This window comes from Lutibacter sp., from assembly GCF_013041805.1.
GTDB lineage: Bacteria > Bacteroidota > Bacteroidia > Flavobacteriales > Flavobacteriaceae > Lutibacter.
The window spans coordinates 1-21850 of the sequence record NZ_JABDRI010000102.1 but is presented as its reverse complement, the minus strand read 5'-3'; the positions used below and the strand labels follow the sequence as shown (position 1 = coordinate 21850).

The following is a 21850-nucleotide window of genomic DNA, read 5'->3' as shown; positions in this document are numbered from 1 at the left end:
CGTTGCCTATACCCTTTTGAAAGCTGACTAATTTTCTTATGCGCTTCTGAGGTTAGGCCAACTTTAGCAATAATTTCGGTAACCTCAGTTCTTGGAATTTTATAAATAGCTGCATTAAATTGTAAATATTCTCTCACATACATTTCAACATACAATGGATTGTGTTCTGGCAAATAGCCAATACTTTGTTGCGCTTGAATTGTATGCTCATTTACATCAAAATTATTCACAAAAGCAATACCTTCTGAAGGTTTTATATAGCCTGTCAATATTTTCATTAATGTAGATTTTCCCGCGCCATTAGGGCCTAAAAAACCAACAATTTCGCCTTTATTAATGGAAAAATTAATTCCATTTAACGCTTTTTGAGAGCCATAAAATTTAGTGATATGTTGTACTTCAATAGACATTTAACAAAAATACATTTTAATTACAATTTAACTCTTATTTAGAACGTTGTATCCTAAATATATTTTGTAGACCTTTGTCAAAAAATTAAAAATGGGTTGTTTTAGAGTAATATTATGTATCATATTTCCACCTTTAGCCGTCATCGATAAAGGCTGTGGCTCTGTTATAATTGTATTTATTTTAACATGCCTAGGGTGGATTCCTGGCGTAATTGCCGCTTTAATTATTAACAACAATCCTAATAACTAATGCAAAAAGTTAAACTAAAAGAACTCGGCTTACAAGATTATCGTAAAACTTGGGACTACCAAGAAGAACTTTTTAAAGGCACTGTTGATATTAAAATTAACAACCGAAAAAATAACTTTTCTGAACAAACCCCAAACTATTTTTTATTTGTAGAACATCCACATGTATATACCTTAGGAAAAAATGGTGATATGAGTAATTTATTACTTAATGAGGAACAACTAAAGGCTAAAGGAGCTACTTTTTATAAAATTAATCGTGGAGGTGATATTACGTATCATGGACCTGGTCAAATTGTTGGATATCCAATCTTAGATTTAGAGAATTTTTTTACAGATATCCATAAATATCTACGATTTTTAGAGGAAGTTATCATAAAAACATTAGCTGATTACAATATCCAATCGGAACGTAGCGAAGGTGAAACTGGAGTTTGGTTAGATGTTGGCACTCCATTTGCTCGTAAAATTTGTGCCTTAGGTGTAAGAGCTAGTAGGTGGGTTACTATGCATGGTTTTGCTTTAAATGTAAACACCAATTTAGGGTATTTTGACAATATTATTCCCTGTGGAATTAAAGGAAAAGCAGTAACTTCTTTAGAAGTTGAATTGGGTAAGAAAATTCCTATAGAGGAAGTAAAAGAAAAGATTTTAAAACATTTTATCGAACTGTTTGACGTTGAGTTCGAAAGATAAAAGTCACATCAAATAGTATTATTTATTTAGCAAAGACTTATTATTCTATTCTTGAAAACAAGAAATATCAATCTTCCTCATTAAAATACACTTTATAAAATTTCATTTTTTTCACTTCGTCAAAACCCTTTTCTAAATATTCACTAGCCGCATCCGGAGCATCAATATCCAATTTAATTTGAATATTTGTATCTAATTTTATTTCTGTTTTTATTTTTTGCTTTTGTTTTTTTAAAACAATATCCGACACAGCAAATTGATTTCTAACCAATACATCATTTACGGTTTCAAATTGTTTCTTATAATCGTCAAATAGTGTTTTATGAGCATCGTTTTCTTCAAAAATTTGCTCCTTAAAATCGTTGATATTTATCGCTTCATTTTCTTTGAAAAAATCGACTGTTTTTGCCAAAAATTTACTTTTTTCATGAATTCCAAAATCTTCTTTAATTACTTCTTCTGAAAAGTCTTTACACATTTCAAGGTAATTTTGAGTATGTTGATTATTATCATCAGCGTACTTCACATTTAAAAAATTATTTAACCAATATTGTGCATCATAATTATTCGTATCTACACTTAAAACTATTCTTCCTTCTGCATCAGTTGAGTTAATGATCAAACATCCTTTATCTAATTTTTTAGTGCTAATTCCTTTTTGCACAAATACATCCAAACTATCTTTTTCCATAAAAGTTTGAAAGAAATTAATTTTGTTTTCAATTTTAAAAATCCCAACAGCTTGCGTTACCACATCTTTATACTCAATATCTTCAAACAGAGCAATAATTACATCTCCAATTTTTATCTGCGCAGAATTAGACTGCTCAAACAAATGTGTTACAATGTGCTTTGAAATTTCAACAAAAGTAGTTTCATCACTAAAAATTTGAGAAATGTAACTATTAATTTCATTCAGTTCAATATTTGCATGATGATTAAAGCGAAAACTTTCACTCACATTTGCAAAAGGTTTTAACAAATATGGTTTCATTAATTCATAACTTTCTTCATCGAAAGTAATCACATCTTCAGAAAAAACATTGGTAGCACTGTTAAACTTATTTCCTACTTTATGAATTATAAATTTTGAAATGGTTGCTCGGTTTCTTTTAATCATCAGTTACATTTTTATGAACGCAAATGTATCATTTTTAGGATGATTTTTTCAAAAATTACAGGTCTAATTTGAACTGTTCTGGTAATAATCTAAAAGATGTTCTGTGGTATTTAGTCACACCAAATTTTTTGATAGCATCTCTATGTTGTTTCGTTGGATAGCCTTTATTTTTCTTCCATAAATATGCTGGAAATTCAGCATCTAATTTCCGCATAAAATCGTCTCGGTATGTTTTTGCTAAAACGGAAGCCGCGGCAATACTCATATATTTAGCATCTCCTTTTATAATGGTAGTGTGCGGAATATTTTTATACAATTTAAACTTATTCCCATCCACTATGATATGTTCAGGTGCAACTTTAAGTTTGTCAATAGCTTTATGCATAGCCAAAATAGATGCTTGTAAAATATTTATTTCATCAATTTTAGCTTCAAAAATATAGGACACTCCAAATGCAACTGCGTTTTGCTCAATAAAAGGTCGCAATTCGTCTCGTTGCTTTTCCGTTAACTGTTTTGAGTCGTTCAATAGAGGATGTGCAAACTTCTTTGGTAAAATAACAGCTGCCGCAACAACAGGGCCACATAAACAACCTCTACCGGCTTCATCAGTCCCCGCTTCAATACAATTTTTTAAATACTGATTTTTAAGTGCCATAGAGTACAAAATTAAAGTATTTTTTTAAACAAATTTAATTTCAAAATAGTTCCTTTTTTAACTTTCCTTAGCAAAATAGGATTGCAATTCTTTTTATTTTTGACATAAAATAAAGTCTATTTCATTTCGTTCAAATATTTTACCTTTGCAACTTAATATTTTTTATGAAACAACTATTTTTTATAGTATTAGTCACCCTGCTTATTTTTGATGCTTCAGCACAAAGAACCGGATTAAATACTGTTGAAGGACAACTTTTTCAAAATGATACGACTTCATTTAGAGGCGAAACTGAAATTAAATATGATGGAAAAACAAGCTATAAAGACTATAAAATAATATCTATTCATAATGATACAACTGTTATTGATACAACCTTAACACTTCAAAAAGATTTTAAATTTAACTACCTACGAAAAGATAATTTTGAGTTACTTCCGTTTCATAATCAAGGGCAAACCTTTAGTAGATTGGGATATGACTTTGAAAACAACTCATTATTTCCGTTAATTGGTGCGAATGCGAAGCTATTTAATTACAATACACTTGAGGATATTTATTATTATGAGGTTCCTACACCAACTTCTGAAATTATGTATAGAACTGGTTTAGAACAAGGCCAAGTTTTAGATGCTTTTCTAACCATGAACACATCAAGACAATTTAACTTTTCTATAGCTTACAAAGGGCTCCGATCTTTGGGAAAATATAGAAATTCATTGGCAAGTCATGGAAATTTTAGAACTTCTTTTAATTACCATTCCAAAAGGAACACCTATTTTTTAAGAGGTCATTTTTCTTCATTTGATTTTTTAAATAATGAAAATGGTGGATTGACTGATCAATCTATTGCCTTTTTTGAAAATAACGACCCTAATTATATTGAAAGGGCGCGATTAGATGTAAACTATACAGATGCTGAAAATATGCTAGAAGGAAAACGCTATTATATTGAGCAACAACTTACACTGCTTTCAAAAAATAATAAATTGGAGCAACAAAATGCCATTGTTTTATCAAATATTAAAAAATACAATACTGTATTAAAACAAATTGATTATTTAAAAAATGGTGATACTCAATCACCAAAAAAACAACCAAATAAAAGAGGGTTACCAAAAGACGTCAAGTCTAGAAAAAAACCTCCTTTAAAAGATCAAAAAAACAACTCAAAAATAGATAGCAAATCAACACCTGAGCTCGTAAAAACTGACTCTATTGTCAAAAAATCAACAGATATAAACCAAAAAAATAGTGTGGTTAAGAATGATAGTGTAGCTGCTAAGGATCTTCAAAAAACGGATTCAATCAGTATGAAACAAATAAAATCTGACATAAAGTTAGATTCTATTGTTACCAAAGAACTAAAAAAGGTTGATTCATTAACAACAAAAACAATTTCGACTATAACTAGTGTAATTAAAAAAAATGATTCAGTTTCTCAAGAAAAGAATCAAAATTTAGATTCTATAAGTGTAAAACAGGTGACCACTAAAAATGATTCTCTTATTCAATTAGATTCTTTAGCTCTTGAAAAACTAAAAATGATTGACTCATTAACAATCCTTGCTGCCCAAATTAAAACTGACTCTTCTCAATTGGTAACAATTGATAAAAAATCATACTTCGAATTAAATTTAGGACATTCTTTGATGTATGAAACGAAACATTATAGGTTCAAACAAGATGCAATAAATGATATTTTTGGAGATGCTTTTGAATCGACGATTTCAGATCACGCTTCATATCAAAAATTAGATAATCAATTATATCTTCAGCTCAACTCTAACTATACGGGAGATTTAAAAGTAAAATTTAATTACTTTGATTACAATTATCATTTTAATAGTATTTTATTCTATGATGATCAAACCATTTCTGATAAGTTAAAAGGAAACGCTATTGCAGTTGGTGCAGAATGGAAAACACAATTTGGTAATGTGCATTTAAATGCTGATGCCTCTTCAATAATTACAGGAGATTTAACAGGAAGTGCTTTAAAAGCAAGTGCCATGTATAAAAAAGATAGTACTTATAGCGTTAGAGGGTTTGCTGAATTCACTTCAAAAACTCCCGATTTTAATACCCTTTTATACCAAAGTGATTACCTTGCATATAATTGGCAAAACGATTTTAGTAACGAAGAAATTTCTACCGCTGGACTAGAATTTAAGTCTGCTAAATGGGGAAGTATAAAAGCGAGTTATCATTTAATTGATAATTTTACTTATTTTGATGAAACGTCTAAACCTATTCAAGCAACTGAAACATTAAACTATATAAAAGTAAAAGCGCATAAAGCAATTTCCTATAAAAAATTTACGCTTGATAATACTGTGATGTATCAACAAGTTTCTAAAGGTGAAGCATTTTTTAGAGTTCCTGAAATAGTTACAAGAAATTCTTTCTATTTTTCTAGCTATGTTTTTAAAGGAAAACCTATGTATTTACAAACTGGTGTTATAGCCAAGTATTTTACTTCTTTTCAAGCGAATGCATACAATCCTTTATTAAGCGAATTTGTGTTGCAAAACACTACTGAAATTGGAAATTTCCCTGTAATAGATTTCTTTGCAAATGCTCAAATACGCAGAACACGTATATTTTTGAAAGTGGAAAACCTAAATGCTAGTTTTACCGGAAGAACCTATTATGCAGCGCCAAATTATCCGTATAGAGATTTAACTGTGCGTTTTGGTGTAGTTTGGAATTGGTTTATTTAATTATAGTTGGTTCCATAACCATCACTATTTTTTTACAAGCTGTCTTATTTTAATTTGAAAAGCTGCAAAAACTAAGGTCATAATTGGACTTAACCAATTAAATACGGCATATACAGCATAATCGCTTACACTCACGCCTAACACACCTGACTGGTAGGCTCCACAGGTATTCCAAGGTATTAAAACTGAAGTTACAGTTCCTGAATCTTCCAAAGTTCTACTTAAATTTTCTGGGGCTAAATCTTTATCTTCAAACGCTTTTTTAAACATTTTTCCCGGAATTACAATAGCTAAATACTGATCAGAAGCAATGGCATTTAAACCTAAACAACTCATGGCGGTACTAAAAAACAGTCCAAAAATTGAAGTTGCCATTTTAAGTAAAGCCTTTGTTATTTTTGCTAATGCTCCAATAGCATCCATAATACCTCCAAAAACCATAGCACATGTAATTAAAAAAATGGTCCATAACATACCTTTCATTCCACCAGCACTAAATAATTCGTTTAATTTTTCATTATCTGTAACTATTTCGGTATCAATAAAAATAGCATTTATAATTGCCCCGAAATTTGAGTTTGATACGCTAGCCAACACGTCCTGCTGAAAAATAAATGCAAAAACAGCTGCTAAAATAACTCCAACTCCCAATGCAATTAATGGCTTTGTTTTTAATAAAATTAATGCAATTACAACCAACGGAACAATAAATAAATAGGGAGTAATTTGAAAGGTATTATCTATTGAATGTAAGAGACCACTTACATCTGCACTTCCTGTTGTTTCAATGGTAAAACTTAAAATACTAAACACTATTAATGTAACTATAATAGTTGGCACTGTAGTAAAGGTCATATATCTAATATGTGTAAATAAATCTGTTCCCGCCATGGCTGGAGCAAGATTTGTAGTATCACTTAAAGGAGACATTTTATCTCCAAAATAAGCACCAGATAGCACTGCTCCTGCGATCATTCCAGTTGGAATACCTAAAGCTGTACCAATACCAACCAATGCAATACCTACCGTTGCTGAAGTTGTCCAAGAACTTCCTGTAGCGATAGAGATAATAGCCGCTATCACAACAGATGCTGGTAAAAATATAGAAGGGTTCAATACTTGAAGTCCATAATACACCATTGCTGGTATCACTCCACTCACTAACCACGTTCCCGCCAATGCACCTACCAAAAATAAAATCATAATGGGCACAAATACACTTTTCATGTTTTCCCACACTTCAGCAAGCATCGTTTTTAAAAAAACTTTATTAAAAAATCCAACAATGGCTGCAAAAAAACCACCTATTAGTAAAATAAACTGGTTTGAGTATTCACCTAACAGTTCTCCTCCTGCAAAAAATATATTATAGGCTAACATGGCCATTAACAGCACTACTGGTATTAGAGCTTCAATAATATTGAGCTCTTTATTTTGAATTATTTTTTGATCTTGGATTTCTATTTCTGATAAGTTTTTGTCCTCTTGCATTCGAATCTATTTTTATCTTGTAATGATACGGAAATTCAACCCTTTTTGCAAGAAAAATAAAATAGGCACCTATATGATATAGATGCCTATTTTATTTAAAAACAAGTTTGTATTATAACACTCCTACCTCTGTCATACATCTACGCATGGCTCTATAAGTACGCTCAATATCATTATCTAAACCTATTGAAAAACGAACAATACCTTCTGAAAGACCCATTTTTAGTTGTTCCTCTTCAGGAATTTCAGATGAAGTGCTTGTACCAGGTGCACTAAACAGTGTTTTATAAAAACCTAAGCTAACTGCTAAATACCCTAAATTATTATGTTGCATCAATTCCATAAGTTCATTCGCCTTTTCTAAGGTTCCAGCATCAATGGTCATGATACCTCCAAATCCATACTCTTCATTAAACATTGTTTTAAAAAGTTCATGGTCTTTATGACTTTTTAATCCAGGATATACCACCTTTAAACCATCATTCTCAAAACGTTCCGCTAAAAACAATGCGTTTTCACTATGCTTTTTCATTCGTATATGAAGCGTTCTTAAGTTTTTTAAAATACTTGCTGAACGGAAACTATCCATAACCGGGCCTAATAGCATGGCTGCTCCATCGTTTACATTTCGTAAGCTATCAATAAATGCTTGAGAACCACAAACTACACCACCAACGGTATCATTAGTTCCATTAATAAATTTTGTTAAACTATGAATAGTAATGTCTGCTCCCATTTTTTGAGGCGAAAAAATTAAAGGTGTGAATGTATTGTCCACTACTAACTTAACACCATGTTTTTTAGCAATTTTTGCTAATTCAGGTATATTTGCAATTTCTAATAATGGATTACTTTCTAGCTCGCAATAAATCATTTTAGTATTTTCATTGATAGCGGCTTCAATTTTTTCTAAAGAAGTGATATCTACAAATGATGTTGAGATATTCAATTTAGGTGTAAAATTTTTCAAAAAAGCGTAGGAACCACCATAAATTGTTCGACTAGAAACAATATGGTCTCCTGCTCCACAAATTTGAAGTATTACAGATGTAATAGCACCCATTCCTGAAGCAGCTACATTGGCTGTTTCTGTAAACTCCATGGCTGCTAATGCTTCACTTAAATATAAGTTACTAGGATTGGTATGACGAGAATATAAATAACAACCTTCTGCATGACCTTCAAAAGTGTCAAGCATGGTTTTTGCATGCAAAAAAGTATAGGTTGCTGAATCTGAAATGGAAGGATTTACACCTCCAAATTCTCCAAAATATTGTAAATCTTGTATGTTGTTTGCTGGTTTATTACTCATAATTCATTAATTTATCACATAAAAATACAAACCTACACGTTAATAAACTGAATAAAATTAATATTTTAGAAAATAAAACTAATATATTTTATATTTATAGCTTTATTTTCTTTTATTTTGTTGTTTTACACCTATTTTTAGCAAAAATTACTGAGAATGATGATTTTAGACGAAACCGACAAAAAAATTCTGACATTATTACAAGAAAATTCAAAAATTAATATCAAAGAATTAGCCTTAAAAACAGGCCTTACACAAACGCCTGTTTACGAACGAATCAAAAGATTAGAAAAAACAGGTATTATACAAAAGTATATTGCAGTTTTAAACAAAGAAAAAATTGGATATCATGTTGAAGTATTTTGTCAAGTAACGTTGCTGGTTCACTCAAAAGAGCTTATTACTAAATTTGAAACAGCTGTCCATAAAATGGATGAAGTTATTGAATGCTTTCATGTAGCTGGTAATTACGATTATCTTTTAAAGATCATTGTAAAAGACATGAAGAATTATCAAAATTTTTTAAAAAATAAATTATCTGTATTGGCCTCTGTAGGAAATGTGCAAAGCACCTTTGTTATGACAGCTACAAAAAGTAATAGCACGTTGCCTATATCATAAAAAAAAGCCCAAATTTTCATTTGGGCTTTTTAACATATCTCATTTTTTATTTCGTAGCTTTTACACTAAAAGAAATTTCAAATTCATCGTTGATAAACTTATCTTTTAGATTGTCAAAAAACTTATTTGATTTGTATTTAATATCAAAGTCAGTTCTGTCAATTTGAAAAGTTGCTCCATTCAATTCAACACCATTCTCAGATGCTACTAATTGTACTGGAAATTCAATAGACTTTGTAATACCTTTAATTGTTAAATCACCTTTAACCGTAGTTGATTCACCATTGGTTACTGAAGTTATTGCAAAAGAAGAAGTCGCATTATTTTCTACGTCGAAGAAATCTCCACTTTTTAAATGACCTAATAATTTTCCGTTGTTTTCATCATCAGCTGGTATGTCTAAAACAGTAATAGTATTCATATCCAACACAAAATTACCACCTGCTAATTTTCCTTCTGTTATAGTAAAGCTACCTTCTTTAATTGCTACAGTTCCATTGTGAGTTCCTGTTGGCTTAAACCCTTTCCAATTTAATGTTGAAGATGCCTGATCAGCTGTATATACCCCATCAGTAACTACTTGAGTTTCTACAACTGGTGCAGTTGCTGCATCAGCATTATCTTTTGCCTTTTCATTTTTACAAGCTGTAAATGACGCGCCGATTACTAACGCTGTAAGAATTAATTTTTTCATTTTTCTTTGATTTTAGTTTTAATTGTTCTATTTGCAAAAATAACAGTACTTATAAACTATTTCTATAGTTTCATATTGTTTAAACTTATTAAATCATAGTTAAACTCTATTTTTAGAATCTATCACTATAGTAACAGGACCATCATTTATTAGTGCTACTTTCATATCAGCTCCAAATTCTCCCGTGCCTACTTTTTTACCTACTAACATTTCTAATTCTTTAACAAAATTCTCGTATAAAGGAATTGATATTTCAGGTTTTGCCGCTTTGATATAGGATGGGCGATTTCCTTTTTTTGTACTTGCTTGTAAGGTAAACTGACTCACTACTATGAGATCTCCCTGGACATCTAATAGTGAATTATTCATCACATCGTTTTCATCATTAAAAATTCGAAGATTTACAATTTTTTTAGCCAGCCATTCAATATCTTGTTGTGTATCTTCTGCTTCTATACCCACTAAAATTAACAATCCGCTGTTAATTTCACTTACTATTTTTTCTTCAATAGTAACTGACGCTTCTAAAACTCTTTGAATTACGGCTTTCATTTAAAATTATTGTTTGTTACATGTAGGTTTTCTAAAAATAAATCTTAATCTGTTCTCGATACGCCTTCACTTTGTTGTGGCACTCGAACTGACGCTATACGTTACAATTTCAACTCTTCACTCATCAACCCTTAACTATAACTATCTGTTCTATAATGCTCTTCATCACCTTCCACCATTTGAAGGTAACTCGTGTATCTAGAGTATGCAATTTCACCACTTTCAACAGCTTCTTTAATAGCGCATTTTGGTTCATTGATATGCATACAGTTATTAAATTTACATCCGGACTTCAATTTAAAAAATTCAGGAAAATAATCTGTAATAGCTGCAGGTTCAAAATCTACGACTCCAAAACCTTTTATACCTGGTGTATCAATAATAAAGCCGCCAAAACTTAATTCAAACATTTCAGCAAATGTAGTGGTATGTAATCCTTGTTTATGCTGTTTGGATATTTCAGCTGTTTTTAAATCTAATGAAGGTTCAATGGCATTGATCAAGGTAGATTTTCCAACCCCTGAATGCCCAGAAAACATAGTAGTTTTATCTTTCATGAGTGCTTTCACCTCCTCAATATTTATATTTTTAGTGGCAGAAATTGGTATACATTCATAGCCAATATCGCTATACACCGCATCCAACTCAGCCAATTTATCTAATTGGGCATCTGTGTAGGTATCTAATTTGTTAAAAAGTAGTATTGTTTTAATATTATACGCTTCAGCAGTTGCTAAAAAACGATCTATAAACCCTGTAAATGTTGGTGGATTATCAATAGTCACCAATAAAAAAGCACTATCAATATTTGCTGCTATAATATGTGTTTGCTTCGAAAGATTTACCGATTTACGAATAATGTAATTTTTTCGGTCTTGAATCTTATGAATAATACCCGTTTCCTTACCTTCCTCAAACTCAAAAAAAACGTGATCTCCAACCGCAACTGGATTGGTACTTTTAATCCCTTGGATTCTAAATTTTCCCTTTAACCTACAATCAACTCTCTTACCATTTTCATGATAAACAGTGTACCAACTCCCCGTAGATTTTGTAACAATTCCTTTCACTTCACTAAAAAATAGAGGTACAAATATAACTTAAATTTGTACTATATGTAAATTTATCAATGGTGGTTTAAAAACACGTTCGTACCTCACTCTTTTTGTAAGTCATACCTAGAGAAAGTGTTCTAAAAAATGAAAAGCTATCAAAAAATTAAAAGATTCATTAAACAGCACTTAATTCAGCATCTTATACCTATTGAATATTGAGATATTTAGATGAAAAATGAAGTTCAAAATGATACTTTTCTCTAATTTTTAAATAGCTTTTTCAAGATTACAACCTATGCAATCCAAAATGTAATTATTTAATTCGATGCTGAATATTAATTGATTCTACATGAATTGATTTAAAAATTTCTTCTACAAATTCTTTACTCAACCCTTTTGAAACTCCTAATTCAACCATTTTAGAAATAATATCAGACCATCTACCACTTTGTAAAATAGCCACATTCTCACTATGCTTTAATTTGCCTATTTCTTTTGCAATACCCATTCTATCAGCTAAAATGTCAATAATTGTGCTATCGATTAAATCTAATTCTTTTCGATGCATCATTAACTTTCGTTGAAAATCCTCTTTAACACTGCTCTTTTCACGGATTCTTAAATCTTCTGTAATTCCTCTTAATTGGGTTGGGGTTACTTGTTGCGCTGCATCACTCCAAGCATTATCTGGATCAATGTGAGTTTCAATCATAAACCCATCATAATTTAAATCTAGTGCTGTTTGTGAAACATCTAGAATAGTATCTCTACGTCCGCAAATATGAGAAGGATCTAAGATAAGTGGTAAATTTGGAAATTCTTTTTTCAATTCAATGGCTAAATGCCATTTTGGTTTGTTACGGTAATGTAACGAATTATAGGTAGAAAACCCTCTATGAATCACTCCTAACTGAGAAATACCAGCCGTTTGAAAACGTTCTACGGCTCCTAACCACAAAGGTAAATCTGGATTCACCGGATTTTTAACCAATACAGGAATATCAACTCCTTTTAACGCATCAGCAATTTCTTGCACTACAAACGGATTTACGGTTGTACGCGCACCAATCCATAAAATATCAATATCGTGTTTTAAAGCTAATTCAACATGACTCGCATTCCCAACTTCAGTAGTCACCAACATTCCTGTTTCTTCTTTTACTTTTTGAAGCCAAGGTAATCCAATAGCACCAACACCCTCAAAACCTCCCGGACGTGTTCTAGGTTTCCAAATTCCTGCTCTAAACACATTCGTATCTGTTTTTTTAAGTTCATGCGCTGTTTTTAACACTTGCGCTTCTGTTTCAGCACTACAAGGTCCTGCTATAACTATTGGATGCTCTAAATTCATCGAGTCCAACCATTGTCTGTTTTCTTTTGTAATTTCCATGGTATTGTATTTCTAAATTGATTCTTTTATTTTTTTTACTTATGTATCTTTTAATTCGTCTTATTCAAATTCCAACCCGCCAGCTGGCTAATTCACTAAAAATATTAACTGAACATTTTTTTAACGTGCTGTCCTATTTTATTCCTTTTAAAACTGTTTTAATATAATTTGTATTGTTCATTGTTTCTTTTAAGGCCTCGTCATCATCTGTATCAATCAGCTGTCTAAACTCATTTAAATTTTTAATATATTCATCTAACGACCTTAAAATATTTTCCTTGTTTTGAAGAAAAATTGGAGCCCAAGTTGTTGCTGAACTTTTTGCCAAACGAACTGTTGAAGCAAAACCAGTACTTGCCATATCAAAAATATGCTGCTCATTCTTTTCAATTCCTAGCACTGTTTTCCCTAACATAAAGGAACTCACATGTGATAAATGAGATACATAGGCAATATGTCTGTCGTGCTCTACAGGACTCATCATTTTAATACGCATATTTAATTTTTTAAATACACTCAATGCTTTGTCTAAAATTTTCCAATCTGTTTTATCAACTTCGCATAGTATATTCACTTTTTCATCAAACAAATTTAAAATAGCTGCTTCTGGTCCTGAAAATTCCGTTCCTGCTAAAGGATGTGCTGCCACATAATTTTCTCGATTCGGATGATTTTCAATCGATTTGCAAATTTCATTTTTAACGGAACCTACATCAAATACCAACGTCTCTTTCCCAATTACATCTAATACTTGTACTGCAACTTGTGGAATAATATCAACTGGCACAGCAATAATAACTATGGAAGCATCGGCTACTGCAGAGAAATCTGAAGCTTCATCAATAACTCCTAATGCCAATGCCTTTTGAAGATGCTCCGGGTTTTGATCTATTCCATAGACTTTATATCCATTTCGTTTCTTTAAATCTAATGCTAAAGAACCTCCTATTAAACCTAAACCAATTACAACTAGTTTTTCCATTCTTACCTATTCTTTAACTGTTAATCTGGTTAACACTTCCTTTAAAATTGTTGATGAAACACACAATGAAGCTCGTATATACCCTTCTCCATTCGAACCAAATATAGTACCCGGAGTGATAAATACATCTTTTTCATACAGCAATGCATCTGTAAATTTTTCAGAAGTTTCACCTTCTGGTAATTTTGCCCACACAAACAATCCTCCAATTGCTGGATTATATGTGCAACCTAACACATCAAATATGCTCCATACCAACCTTCGTCTTTCTTTGTAAATAGCATCTTGAGTTTCAAACCAATTTCTTGATAAACTTAAGGCTGCTATTGCACCCTTTTGAATTCCTAAAAACATCCCTGAATCCATATTACTTTTCACTTGTAAAATTGTATTTAATATCTCAGCAGCTCCAACCACCATGCCAACTCTCCAACCTGCCATATTAAAACTTTTACTCAATGAATTTAATTCAATAGCCACTTCTTTAGCTCCTTCAACAGCTAAAATACTTAGTGGATTGTCATTCAAAATAAAACTATATGGATTGTCATTTACAATTAAAATATCGTGTTTTTTTGCAAATAAAATCAATTGTTGAAACGCTTCTTTCGAAGCCACTGCGCCTGTTGGCATATGTGGATAATTCATCCACATTATTTTTACGTCCGTTAAATCTTCTTTTTCAAGTTCTTCAATAGCTGGTAACCAATTCGTTTTTTCTGATAAGTTATAATATAGAGGCTCTGCTTCTAACAGTTTCGTCACAGAAGCATATGTTGGATATCCTGGATTTGGAATCAATACTTTATCACCTTTGTTTAAAAATGCCATAGAAATATGCATAATCCCTTCCTTTGACCCCATTAAAGGTAAAATTTCAGAAGCGGGGTCAAGATCAACTTTATAATTATTCTTATAAAAGTGAGCCATCCCTTCTCGCAATGCCGGAATTCCCTGATAACTTTGGTATTTATGCACGGTTTCTAGTTCCAATGCTTCTTTTAATGCTGTCACTACAGACGCTGGCGCCTGTAAATCTGGGCTACCAATAGCCATATTAATTACAGGCTTTCCTTCTTGCATTAAAGCACTAACTTCTCTCAACTTTTTAGAAAAGTAGTATTCTTTTACGTCATTTAGTCTGTTTGCTTTTTGTATCATTATCTTTTTCCTTTCGTATATTCTCCCAAAACTTTCAATGTTTCAACTTTTGCTGTCACTTCTTGTATTGCATTGTAATAATCGGCATAACTATCAAATGTAAAATCAGCAAAAAAGGCATATTTCCAAGGTGTATCTATCACTGGCATAGATTGAATTTTGGACAGATTTAAATGATGCTTTGCTAAAATGGTTAATACATTTGCCAAGCTCCCTGATTCATGACTCGTGATAAATTTAATAGAAGCTTTATTTGCTGAAACACTATTTTTAATGGCTGAATTTGTTAAAATAAAAAATCGTGTTGCATTTTGTTTGATGGTTTGAATTTCGGCCGCTATAATTTCTAACTCATAAGTTGCTGCCGCCAGTTCACTCGCAATTGCACCCACTCCTTTCAGTTTACCATCCTTAATTCTTTTTGCCACTACGGCGGTATCTTTATCTTCTATCAACTTGATATGTGGATAGGCTTTAAAAAAATGATGACATTGCAATAAAGCCATAGGATGTGAATACACTTCTTGTATTTCACTAATATCCTGACCCTCTACCCCCATTAAATGATGATGAATAGGTAAATGATGCTCTCCACAAATGGTAAGTTGGTGTTCATCAATTAAGGCATAGTTAGGCAATATTGCACCTGCAATTGAATTTTCTATGGCCATAATTACCACTTCAGCTTGTTTGGTATGCAATAAATTTGGCATTTCTGTAAATGACAAGCATTCAATCAAGTCAATATTTTTACCAAAATACTGCTCTGCTACAATATGGTGAAACGATCCTTTAATTCCTTGTATTGCTACTTTCATTATCCATTTTTAACCAAAAAAAAATCCCGAAATATTTCGAGACTTTACAATTTATTTTTATTCAAAAACACATAGTTAGCCTCTTCTTTTATCGCTAAAATAAAAGTAAAAATAAAAGCTATTCCAAGTTGTTTTTGTGTTCATTATCTGTAATTAGATGACAAATCTATACATTAATTTTAAAAAAACAAGATTTATTTGAAAAAATAAGTAATGATTATCAATATATCAACAGAACACTTTGTAATAAGATTTATGTTTAATAAAAAGATACTATTACTAGTTATTGTTTAATAAAAAATAGAAATATAAATTAATTATAAAAAAATTCATTTTAACAAATAGCTTCTTGCTAGTTCTACTAAGCTCTTCGATACAATTTTTCTCCACTGCATTGTAAAAAACCACTCTAAGTAATTATAAGAAAAAGTGAGAGGAGAAAAGGAATAGGAACTCATCTAAGTGTCAGTTCCAAGTGCTCGTGTGTAGCAAAGCGGAATGTACGTGTATTAATAACATTAAAGTTTCAATAGCTCTCTATAAAAGCTCCCTTCATTATGTTTTGAAAACTCGCTAAAAATAACCGCACTGAAAATTATGAGCGTTTTCTATTTTTAATGCGATACGAAACCATAACACCAACTCTATATGGAAGCCAATCTCCACTTTTATTATAATCATCAGCTCCATCGTACCTAATATCGGTTGCTATACTATATCCTTTATAAAATGCTTGACTGTGTCCTCCTCCTAAAAAACAATCCAATAAAAATTGATGCTTAATTTTTATGTGATACCCAATAGTTACGCCACTAACATATCCAAACCCTTTTTCATATAAATCTGTATTCAGGTAATTCCATTTTTGAAAGTTAAAGCGTGTAAATCCAACATGTGCTCCTATATAAAAACCGTTATATTTCTCCTTGAAATGATACCTGTACTCTGGAATAAACATATAAAATTGCATTGGTTTTCCATGAACCGATTTCCAAAAGGAGGCCATAACATCAAATTGAAATGTTGATTTTTTTCCAATACTCGTTTCTATGCCAATATTAGGAACTGTCAATAAAGTAGTTATTGCATTTACTTTTACATACGTTTGACTTTGCATATGAATTGAGCACAACATAAGAAAAATACAAAATTGTTTTTTCATCACAATTTTTAAACAAATATAGTATTTTATCTATAATTTTCTCTTTTAAAATTTAAAAGAAAGCCCTGGTATTGCCAGAATACATTGTTTAAATTTTCTTAACTTTGAGAAAATAAATTTCATACATCAAATAACTATGGTGGCTTATTTTATAGACCTTTGTATATGTTCAATTTTTTTAAAAATAAAAAACCATCCATAAGAACACATTTCCCTTCGGACTTTGTTGATATTCATTCTCATATATTACCGGCTGTAGATGATGGTTCTAAAAGCCTTGAAGAATCTTTGGCCTTGTTAAAAAGAATGTATAGTTATGGAATAAAAAAAGTTGTTTTAACACCTCATATTATGGAAGGTATATGGGAAAACACAAGGGTAGGTTTAGGCAAGAGATTTGAAGAGCTGAAAGAATACTTAGAAAAATCTAATTTTAAGGGTATTGAATTACATCTCGCAGCAGAATACATGTTAGATAATAATTTCAGTACATTATTAAAAAAGGAGAAGTTACTCACTATAAAAGATCCCTATTTACTTGTAGAAATGTCATATATCAATCCACCCATCAATTTATATGAAACCTTATTCAATATTCAAGTAGCTGGTTACAAACCTATTTTGGCACACCCAGAAAGATATTCTTTTTACCATCAAAACTATCAAGAATACTTTAAGCTAAAAGAAGTTGGATGTTTATTCCAACTCAATTTATTATCGCTAACCAATTATTATGGTAAAGATGTTACACGTATAGCCAACCGATTGATCAAAGATAAGCTGATTGATTTTGCTGGAAGTGACACCCATCAAGATAGGCACTTAAATTATTTAGAAAGTATGAATTCTCCAAAAATTATTAAAAAAATACAACCTATTTTAGCGAATAACAAGATATTTAAATAATGAAAAATATCTCATTTCATCAAGCTTTTAGTAAGTAATTTAAACGTCAAAATGTTTGACAACTAAATTCTTTACTTTTTTGTTTAATGATGTTATTGCACTATAACCTGTGTGTTCTAACACTATCACCACCAAATCATCTTCTAGATATTGTGTTAGGCCTGTACTAAATCCGTTCCATTTCCCATGATGATAAATAATGTTTTCGTCCTCTCTATCAATCCTAAAACCAAAACCATAAGGGATTTTTCTTCCATAAACGGTCTCCCCTTTGGTATACATAAGATCTAAAGATTCTTTGGAAAGCAATTTTCCGCTATTTAACCCCGACGTCCATTTAAATAAATCTTCAGTAGTAGCATATACATTTTTATCGCCCACAATAGCATCATTTATAGTACTATTAATTTTTAAATGTCTCCAACCTCTGTACAATCTATATCCAGATAATTGATTTGTTTTTATACTGTCATTTTCAAAACTATATACATAAGAATCTTTCATCCCAAGCGGATCAAAAATATTTTTTTGCATAAAATTACTAAAACTTATACCCGAAACTTTTTCTATGATAGCTGCAAGTACCAGATAACCTGTATTAGAGTAATCAAAATTACGTCCAGGCTTGAAGAATCTCTGTACCTTACTTGACTCGAATAACGCCATCATATCACTATTTGTAGGTGCTTTTTGCTCTTTCCATTTATGCTCGGCAAGCCAAAAATATTTTGGCAATCCAGCAGTATGATTTAGCAGGTTTTTAATAGTTACATTTTCATAAGGAAAATCTGGAAAATAGCTATTCACCGTATCTGTAAGTTGAATTTGATTCCGTTCGACCAACAGCATTATGGCTGCTGCAGTGAATTGTTTACTTACGGAAGCCAATTGAAATAATGAAGCCTCATGTATGGGTTCTTTCTTTTTAAAATCAGCATAACCAATTTGATTGCTATACAAAATTTTCCCATTTTTCGCTACCAATAAGGACCCGTTAAAATCGTGTCTTTTGTTGATACGTTTTAATAATGAATCTAATTTATGACTTACAGCTTGGGTTTCTGTTTCAGGATATCGCTCTACTAAAATAGAAGTTTCCTTTTCAGGTATGACTACTACTTGAGTAGCTGTTACATCTGTTTCATTAGCCTTAGGACTAAGCATATAACTACTCAAAAAAACAATGAGGGTTAGGGCTACATATTTACTATATTTTTTCAACGGAGACTTTAGGGTTTATTGAGGTGTTAAAAGTAATAATCTATCTAAAATTTTCAAAACTATTCTCCTCTTTTAACGTAAAAATTAAGATTTTAGTTTTTTTGTTTCAAAAGTTCTTACTTCATATTAATTTATAATGACTAAAACTATTAACTATGCTTAAACGATCCTTTTGAAACACATCAAGAAAGTCCAACATCTTTGAAGTTAAGTTTTGAGTTTGCTTAATGCTGCCATTTTTTCCACCAAGGTTTTTTAGTTTCAGATTCAGTATAACCATATCCGTATCCATAACCATAGCCATACCCTTTTTCAAAATCAGTATCATTTACTAAAACTGCCATATTAGGTAAGCGTTTTTCAGCATATAACAACCTAGGAATATCTAACATACGCTTGTCAAGGTAATTAGCTCTAACCACATATATAAATAAGTCTGCATGATGTCCTAGTAATAAAGTATCAGTTACACTATTGACTGGTGCAGTATCAACAATCACGTAATCGTAATGTTCTTTCCCATACGCTAAAACCTCATCAAAACGACCATTCATTAATAATTCTGAAGGATTAGGGGCTATAATTCCAGACTCAAGTATGTCAAACTTAATAGATGGAACTTTTTCAATAACATCAACTACTTTTAATTGGGTATCCATTAAATAATGAGACAAACCTTTATTTGGAGCCTGAATATTTAAATATTTAGCAATTTTAGGCTTTCTAATATCTGCACCTATTAATAACACTTTTTTATGTGTTAATGCCAATACTGATGCTAAATTAATAGCTATGAATGTTTTTCCTTCACCAGCTAAAGTTGAGGTAATAAAAATAGTTTTAGATGCTGCTTTTCTATCAGAAAGCATAAAGTCCACGTTGGTTCTTAACAATCGAAATGATTCTGCTGTACTGCTTCTATCTGTATCAGAAACTACAACTTTCCTTTCTGATTTTGTTTTAGGAATATCTCCCAGAATTGGTGCTTTAACAACCTGCTCAATATCTTTTCTTGTATGCACCTTATTATCTAACAATAATAACACATAAATGATAGCTAATGGCAAGAGAATTCCAACCAATAATGCCCCTAAATAATAGATGCTCCTTTTTGGAGCTACAGGGTTTTCACTTCCATACGCTGTATCTATAATTTTTGCATTTGGTAACGTAATCGCCAATGAAATGGCATTCTCTTCTCGCTTTTGTAATAAATACAAATACAAAGCTTCAATAATTTGTTGCTCGCGTTGTATACTTCTATACTCACGTTCTTGTTTGGGAACAGCGGCAATTCTACTATTAAATAAGTCTTCTTGCTTTTTAATATCTCGTAATGAAATCTCTAACGATTGTTTTAAATTAACTAACCCTTGTTGAATACCATCGCGCAATTGAGTTACTTGGCTATTGATGTTTAAAAGTACTGGATTCTGTTTGTTGGCACTTCTTAAAATTCTATTTCTCTCTACTACTAATTGATTGTATTTCGACGTACTTTCATTAATCCCACTTTCGTTAAAACCTAAGTTTTCTGGTAATAATTCATTCTCATTTTGTGCAATAAAATCAGCTACATAGTTCACCAATTTTATTTGAGTACTTATATCAATTACCTTTTTAGATATTTCAGTTTTGTTTTGTAAAATTAATCCTGCCTCTGATGAAATATCGGTCAATCTATTGAATGTTTTAAATTGCTCCGCACCAATTTCAACTTCCAATAAATCTTTATTAATAATTTCAATACGTTCATTAATAAATTTATTGGTATTTGTAGCAATTAGATTTTTATCTTCAACTGCATCTTTATTGTATTGAGCAACTAAATTATTTAAAATTTCTTCGGCCTTTACTTTAACCTCATCAACTAAACTAATTTTAAGAACACTTGAGTTTTTTAAAATTTGAATTTGAATTTTATTTCTATAATTTTCTACAATACCTTTAAGCGGACTTATTTTTACAATAATTTCTTTTTCAACATCTTGTTCATCAACCATATAAGGGGTAACAATTATAGGTCCAAAACTGGTTAGTAAACGATCACCAAAAGCATGAATTTCTGCTTTATTGTTTTCAACTATTTCAAATTCCGTAGCTGATTTAATAGTGATAGAAAAGGATATTGCTTCATTATTTAATGTAATATCATCCCCTAAAAAGTTTATTTTTACAGGTGATGTTTTAAAGAACATTTCAGACTCAATGACACGCCCTTGACTAAAATATTGCACATTTAGTTGTAAGTCGTTTGCTACTCTTTCCATTAAACTTCTAGATTTCAATAACTCAATTTCATTATCTAATGATGCTGTGGTATTGCCTAACAGTCCTAAGTTTTCTAGGGCCGAAAGCTCTGTTACACCGCCTTTTTCACTATCATCAACTAATATAGTAGTAGAAACTTCGTACAAATTTGGCATATATCGCACATAAAAAAAAGTAGCAACAACACAAGCAACAGCACTTACTACTAGCCACTTCCAATAAAACATATACTTTTCGAGCTCTTCTCTTAAATTGATCGAATTCTCGTTAAAGTGAATTGGGTTTAATTGATTTTCTTGTTGCATACAATTTGTTTTAACGTGTTAAAATTAACACTAAAGACAGCACAGCCGTTGCT

The 21850-nt window shown here is 31.1% G+C and carries 20 protein-coding genes; 5 read left to right on the top strand and 15 right to left on the bottom strand.

Features of this window, described 5'->3' with window-relative positions:
• Positions 1–410, bottom strand: a 410-nt coding sequence (locus HKP59_RS12380) for an ATP-binding cassette domain-containing protein (RefSeq protein WP_291807433.1), incomplete at its 3' end; no start/stop codon positions are given.
• Between the two features lie 91 nt (positions 411–501).
• Here HKP59_RS12380 and HKP59_RS12375 point away from each other — a divergent pair.
• Both HKP59_RS12375 and lipB read left to right on the top strand, forming a co-directional pair.
• Positions 502–660 carry a YqaE/Pmp3 family membrane protein gene (locus HKP59_RS12375; RefSeq protein WP_291807431.1) on the top strand — a complete coding sequence of 53 codons (159 nt, stop codon included), beginning with the start codon at positions 502–504 and terminating at the stop codon, positions 658–660.
• Complete coding sequence (gene lipB, locus HKP59_RS12370) at positions 660–1355, top strand: lipoyl(octanoyl) transferase LipB (protein ID WP_291807428.1); 696 nt, start codon at positions 660–662, stop codon at positions 1353–1355. Before HKP59_RS12375 ends, lipB begins: the two co-directional genes overlap by 1 nt.
• 67 nt (positions 1356–1422) lie before the next feature.
• Here lipB and HKP59_RS12365 read toward each other — a convergent pair whose 3' ends face one another.
• Both HKP59_RS12365 and HKP59_RS12360 read right to left on the bottom strand, forming a co-directional pair.
• A complete protein-coding gene (locus HKP59_RS12365; RefSeq protein WP_291807425.1) occupies positions 1423–2475 on the bottom strand; it encodes a nucleoid-associated protein in 1053 nt (350 codons plus the stop codon).
• A gap of 55 nt (positions 2476–2530) precedes the next feature.
• Positions 2531–3133 carry a ribonuclease HII gene (locus tag HKP59_RS12360; protein ID WP_291807422.1) on the bottom strand — a complete coding sequence of 201 codons (603 nt, stop codon included), beginning with the start codon at positions 3131–3133 and terminating at the stop codon, positions 2531–2533.
• Between the two features lie 164 nt (positions 3134–3297).
• Here HKP59_RS12360 and HKP59_RS12355 point away from each other — a divergent pair, with 164 nt between their 5' ends.
• Positions 3298–5856, top strand: a complete 2559-nt coding sequence (locus HKP59_RS12355) for a putative porin (protein ID WP_291807420.1) — start codon at positions 3298–3300, stop codon at positions 5854–5856.
• Positions 5857–5880: 24 nt separating this feature from the next.
• On the opposite strand, the gene nhaC is transcribed toward HKP59_RS12355, so the two are convergent.
• A complete protein-coding gene (nhaC, locus tag HKP59_RS12350) occupies positions 5881–7347 on the bottom strand; it encodes a Na+/H+ antiporter NhaC (protein WP_291807417.1) in 1467 nt (488 codons plus the stop codon).
• Positions 7348–7459: 112 nt separating this feature from the next.
• Positions 7460–8659, bottom strand: a complete 1200-nt coding sequence (locus tag HKP59_RS12345; protein WP_291807414.1) for an aminotransferase class I/II-fold pyridoxal phosphate-dependent enzyme — start codon at positions 8657–8659, stop codon at positions 7460–7462.
• Between the two features lie 156 nt (positions 8660–8815).
• Between HKP59_RS12345 and HKP59_RS12340 the strand changes: the two genes are divergently transcribed.
• A complete protein-coding gene (locus HKP59_RS12340) occupies positions 8816–9280 on the top strand; it encodes an Lrp/AsnC family transcriptional regulator (RefSeq protein WP_291807412.1) in 465 nt (154 codons plus the stop codon).
• 46 nt (positions 9281–9326) lie between these two features.
• On the opposite strand, the gene HKP59_RS12335 is transcribed toward HKP59_RS12340, so the two are convergent.
• The 8 genes from HKP59_RS12335 to HKP59_RS12300 form a co-directional block, all read right to left on the bottom strand.
• On the bottom strand, positions 9327–9974 hold the full coding sequence (locus tag HKP59_RS12335) for a YceI family protein (RefSeq protein ID WP_291807409.1): 648 nt from the start codon (positions 9972–9974) through the stop codon (positions 9327–9329).
• A gap of 99 nt (positions 9975–10073) precedes the next feature.
• The gene (gene dtd, locus HKP59_RS12330; RefSeq protein WP_291807406.1) at positions 10074–10526 is read right to left on the bottom strand and encodes a D-aminoacyl-tRNA deacylase; all 453 of its coding nucleotides are present in this window, start codon (positions 10524–10526) and stop codon (positions 10074–10076) included.
• Between the two features lie 131 nt (positions 10527–10657).
• Positions 10658–11596, bottom strand: a complete 939-nt coding sequence (gene rsgA, locus HKP59_RS12325; RefSeq protein ID WP_291807403.1) for a ribosome small subunit-dependent GTPase A — start codon at positions 11594–11596, stop codon at positions 10658–10660.
• 298 nt (positions 11597–11894) lie between these two features.
• Entirely contained in the window at positions 11895–12971 is a 1077-nt protein-coding gene (locus HKP59_RS12320) for a bifunctional 3-deoxy-7-phosphoheptulonate synthase/chorismate mutase type II (protein WP_291807400.1), read from the bottom strand.
• Positions 12972–13104: 133 nt separating this feature from the next.
• The gene (locus tag HKP59_RS12315) at positions 13105–13953 is read right to left on the bottom strand and encodes a prephenate dehydrogenase (RefSeq protein WP_291807398.1); all 849 of its coding nucleotides are present in this window, start codon (positions 13951–13953) and stop codon (positions 13105–13107) included.
• 6 nt (positions 13954–13959) lie between these two features.
• On the bottom strand, positions 13960–15114 hold the full coding sequence (locus tag HKP59_RS12310) for an aminotransferase class I/II-fold pyridoxal phosphate-dependent enzyme (RefSeq protein WP_291807395.1): 1155 nt from the start codon (positions 15112–15114) through the stop codon (positions 13960–13962).
• Positions 15114–15932, bottom strand: a complete 819-nt coding sequence (locus HKP59_RS12305) for a prephenate dehydratase (RefSeq protein ID WP_291807393.1) — start codon at positions 15930–15932, stop codon at positions 15114–15116. Before HKP59_RS12305 ends, HKP59_RS12310 begins: the two co-directional genes overlap by 1 nt.
• Before the next feature lie 595 nt (positions 15933–16527).
• The gene (locus HKP59_RS12300) at positions 16528–17094 is read right to left on the bottom strand and encodes a DUF3575 domain-containing protein (protein WP_291807390.1); all 567 of its coding nucleotides are present in this window, start codon (positions 17092–17094) and stop codon (positions 16528–16530) included.
• A gap of 165 nt (positions 17095–17259) precedes the next feature.
• Between HKP59_RS12300 and HKP59_RS12295 the strand changes: the two genes are divergently transcribed.
• Positions 17260–18000: a CpsB/CapC family capsule biosynthesis tyrosine phosphatase gene (locus HKP59_RS12295; protein WP_291807388.1), complete on the top strand. Its 741-nt coding sequence runs from the start codon at positions 17260–17262 to the stop codon at positions 17998–18000.
• Positions 18001–18039: 39 nt separating this feature from the next.
• Here HKP59_RS12295 and HKP59_RS12290 read toward each other — a convergent pair whose 3' ends face one another.
• Positions 18040–19176, bottom strand: coding sequence for a serine hydrolase domain-containing protein (locus HKP59_RS12290; RefSeq protein ID WP_291807386.1), 1137 nt, complete (start codon positions 19174–19176; stop codon positions 18040–18042).
• Positions 19177–19445: 269 nt separating this feature from the next.
• Positions 19446–21797 (bottom strand): polysaccharide biosynthesis tyrosine autokinase, encoded by a 2352-nt coding sequence (locus tag HKP59_RS12285; RefSeq protein WP_291807384.1) that lies wholly within the window; start codon positions 21795–21797, stop codon positions 19446–19448.
• Between the last annotated feature and the right edge of the window lie 53 nt (positions 21798–21850).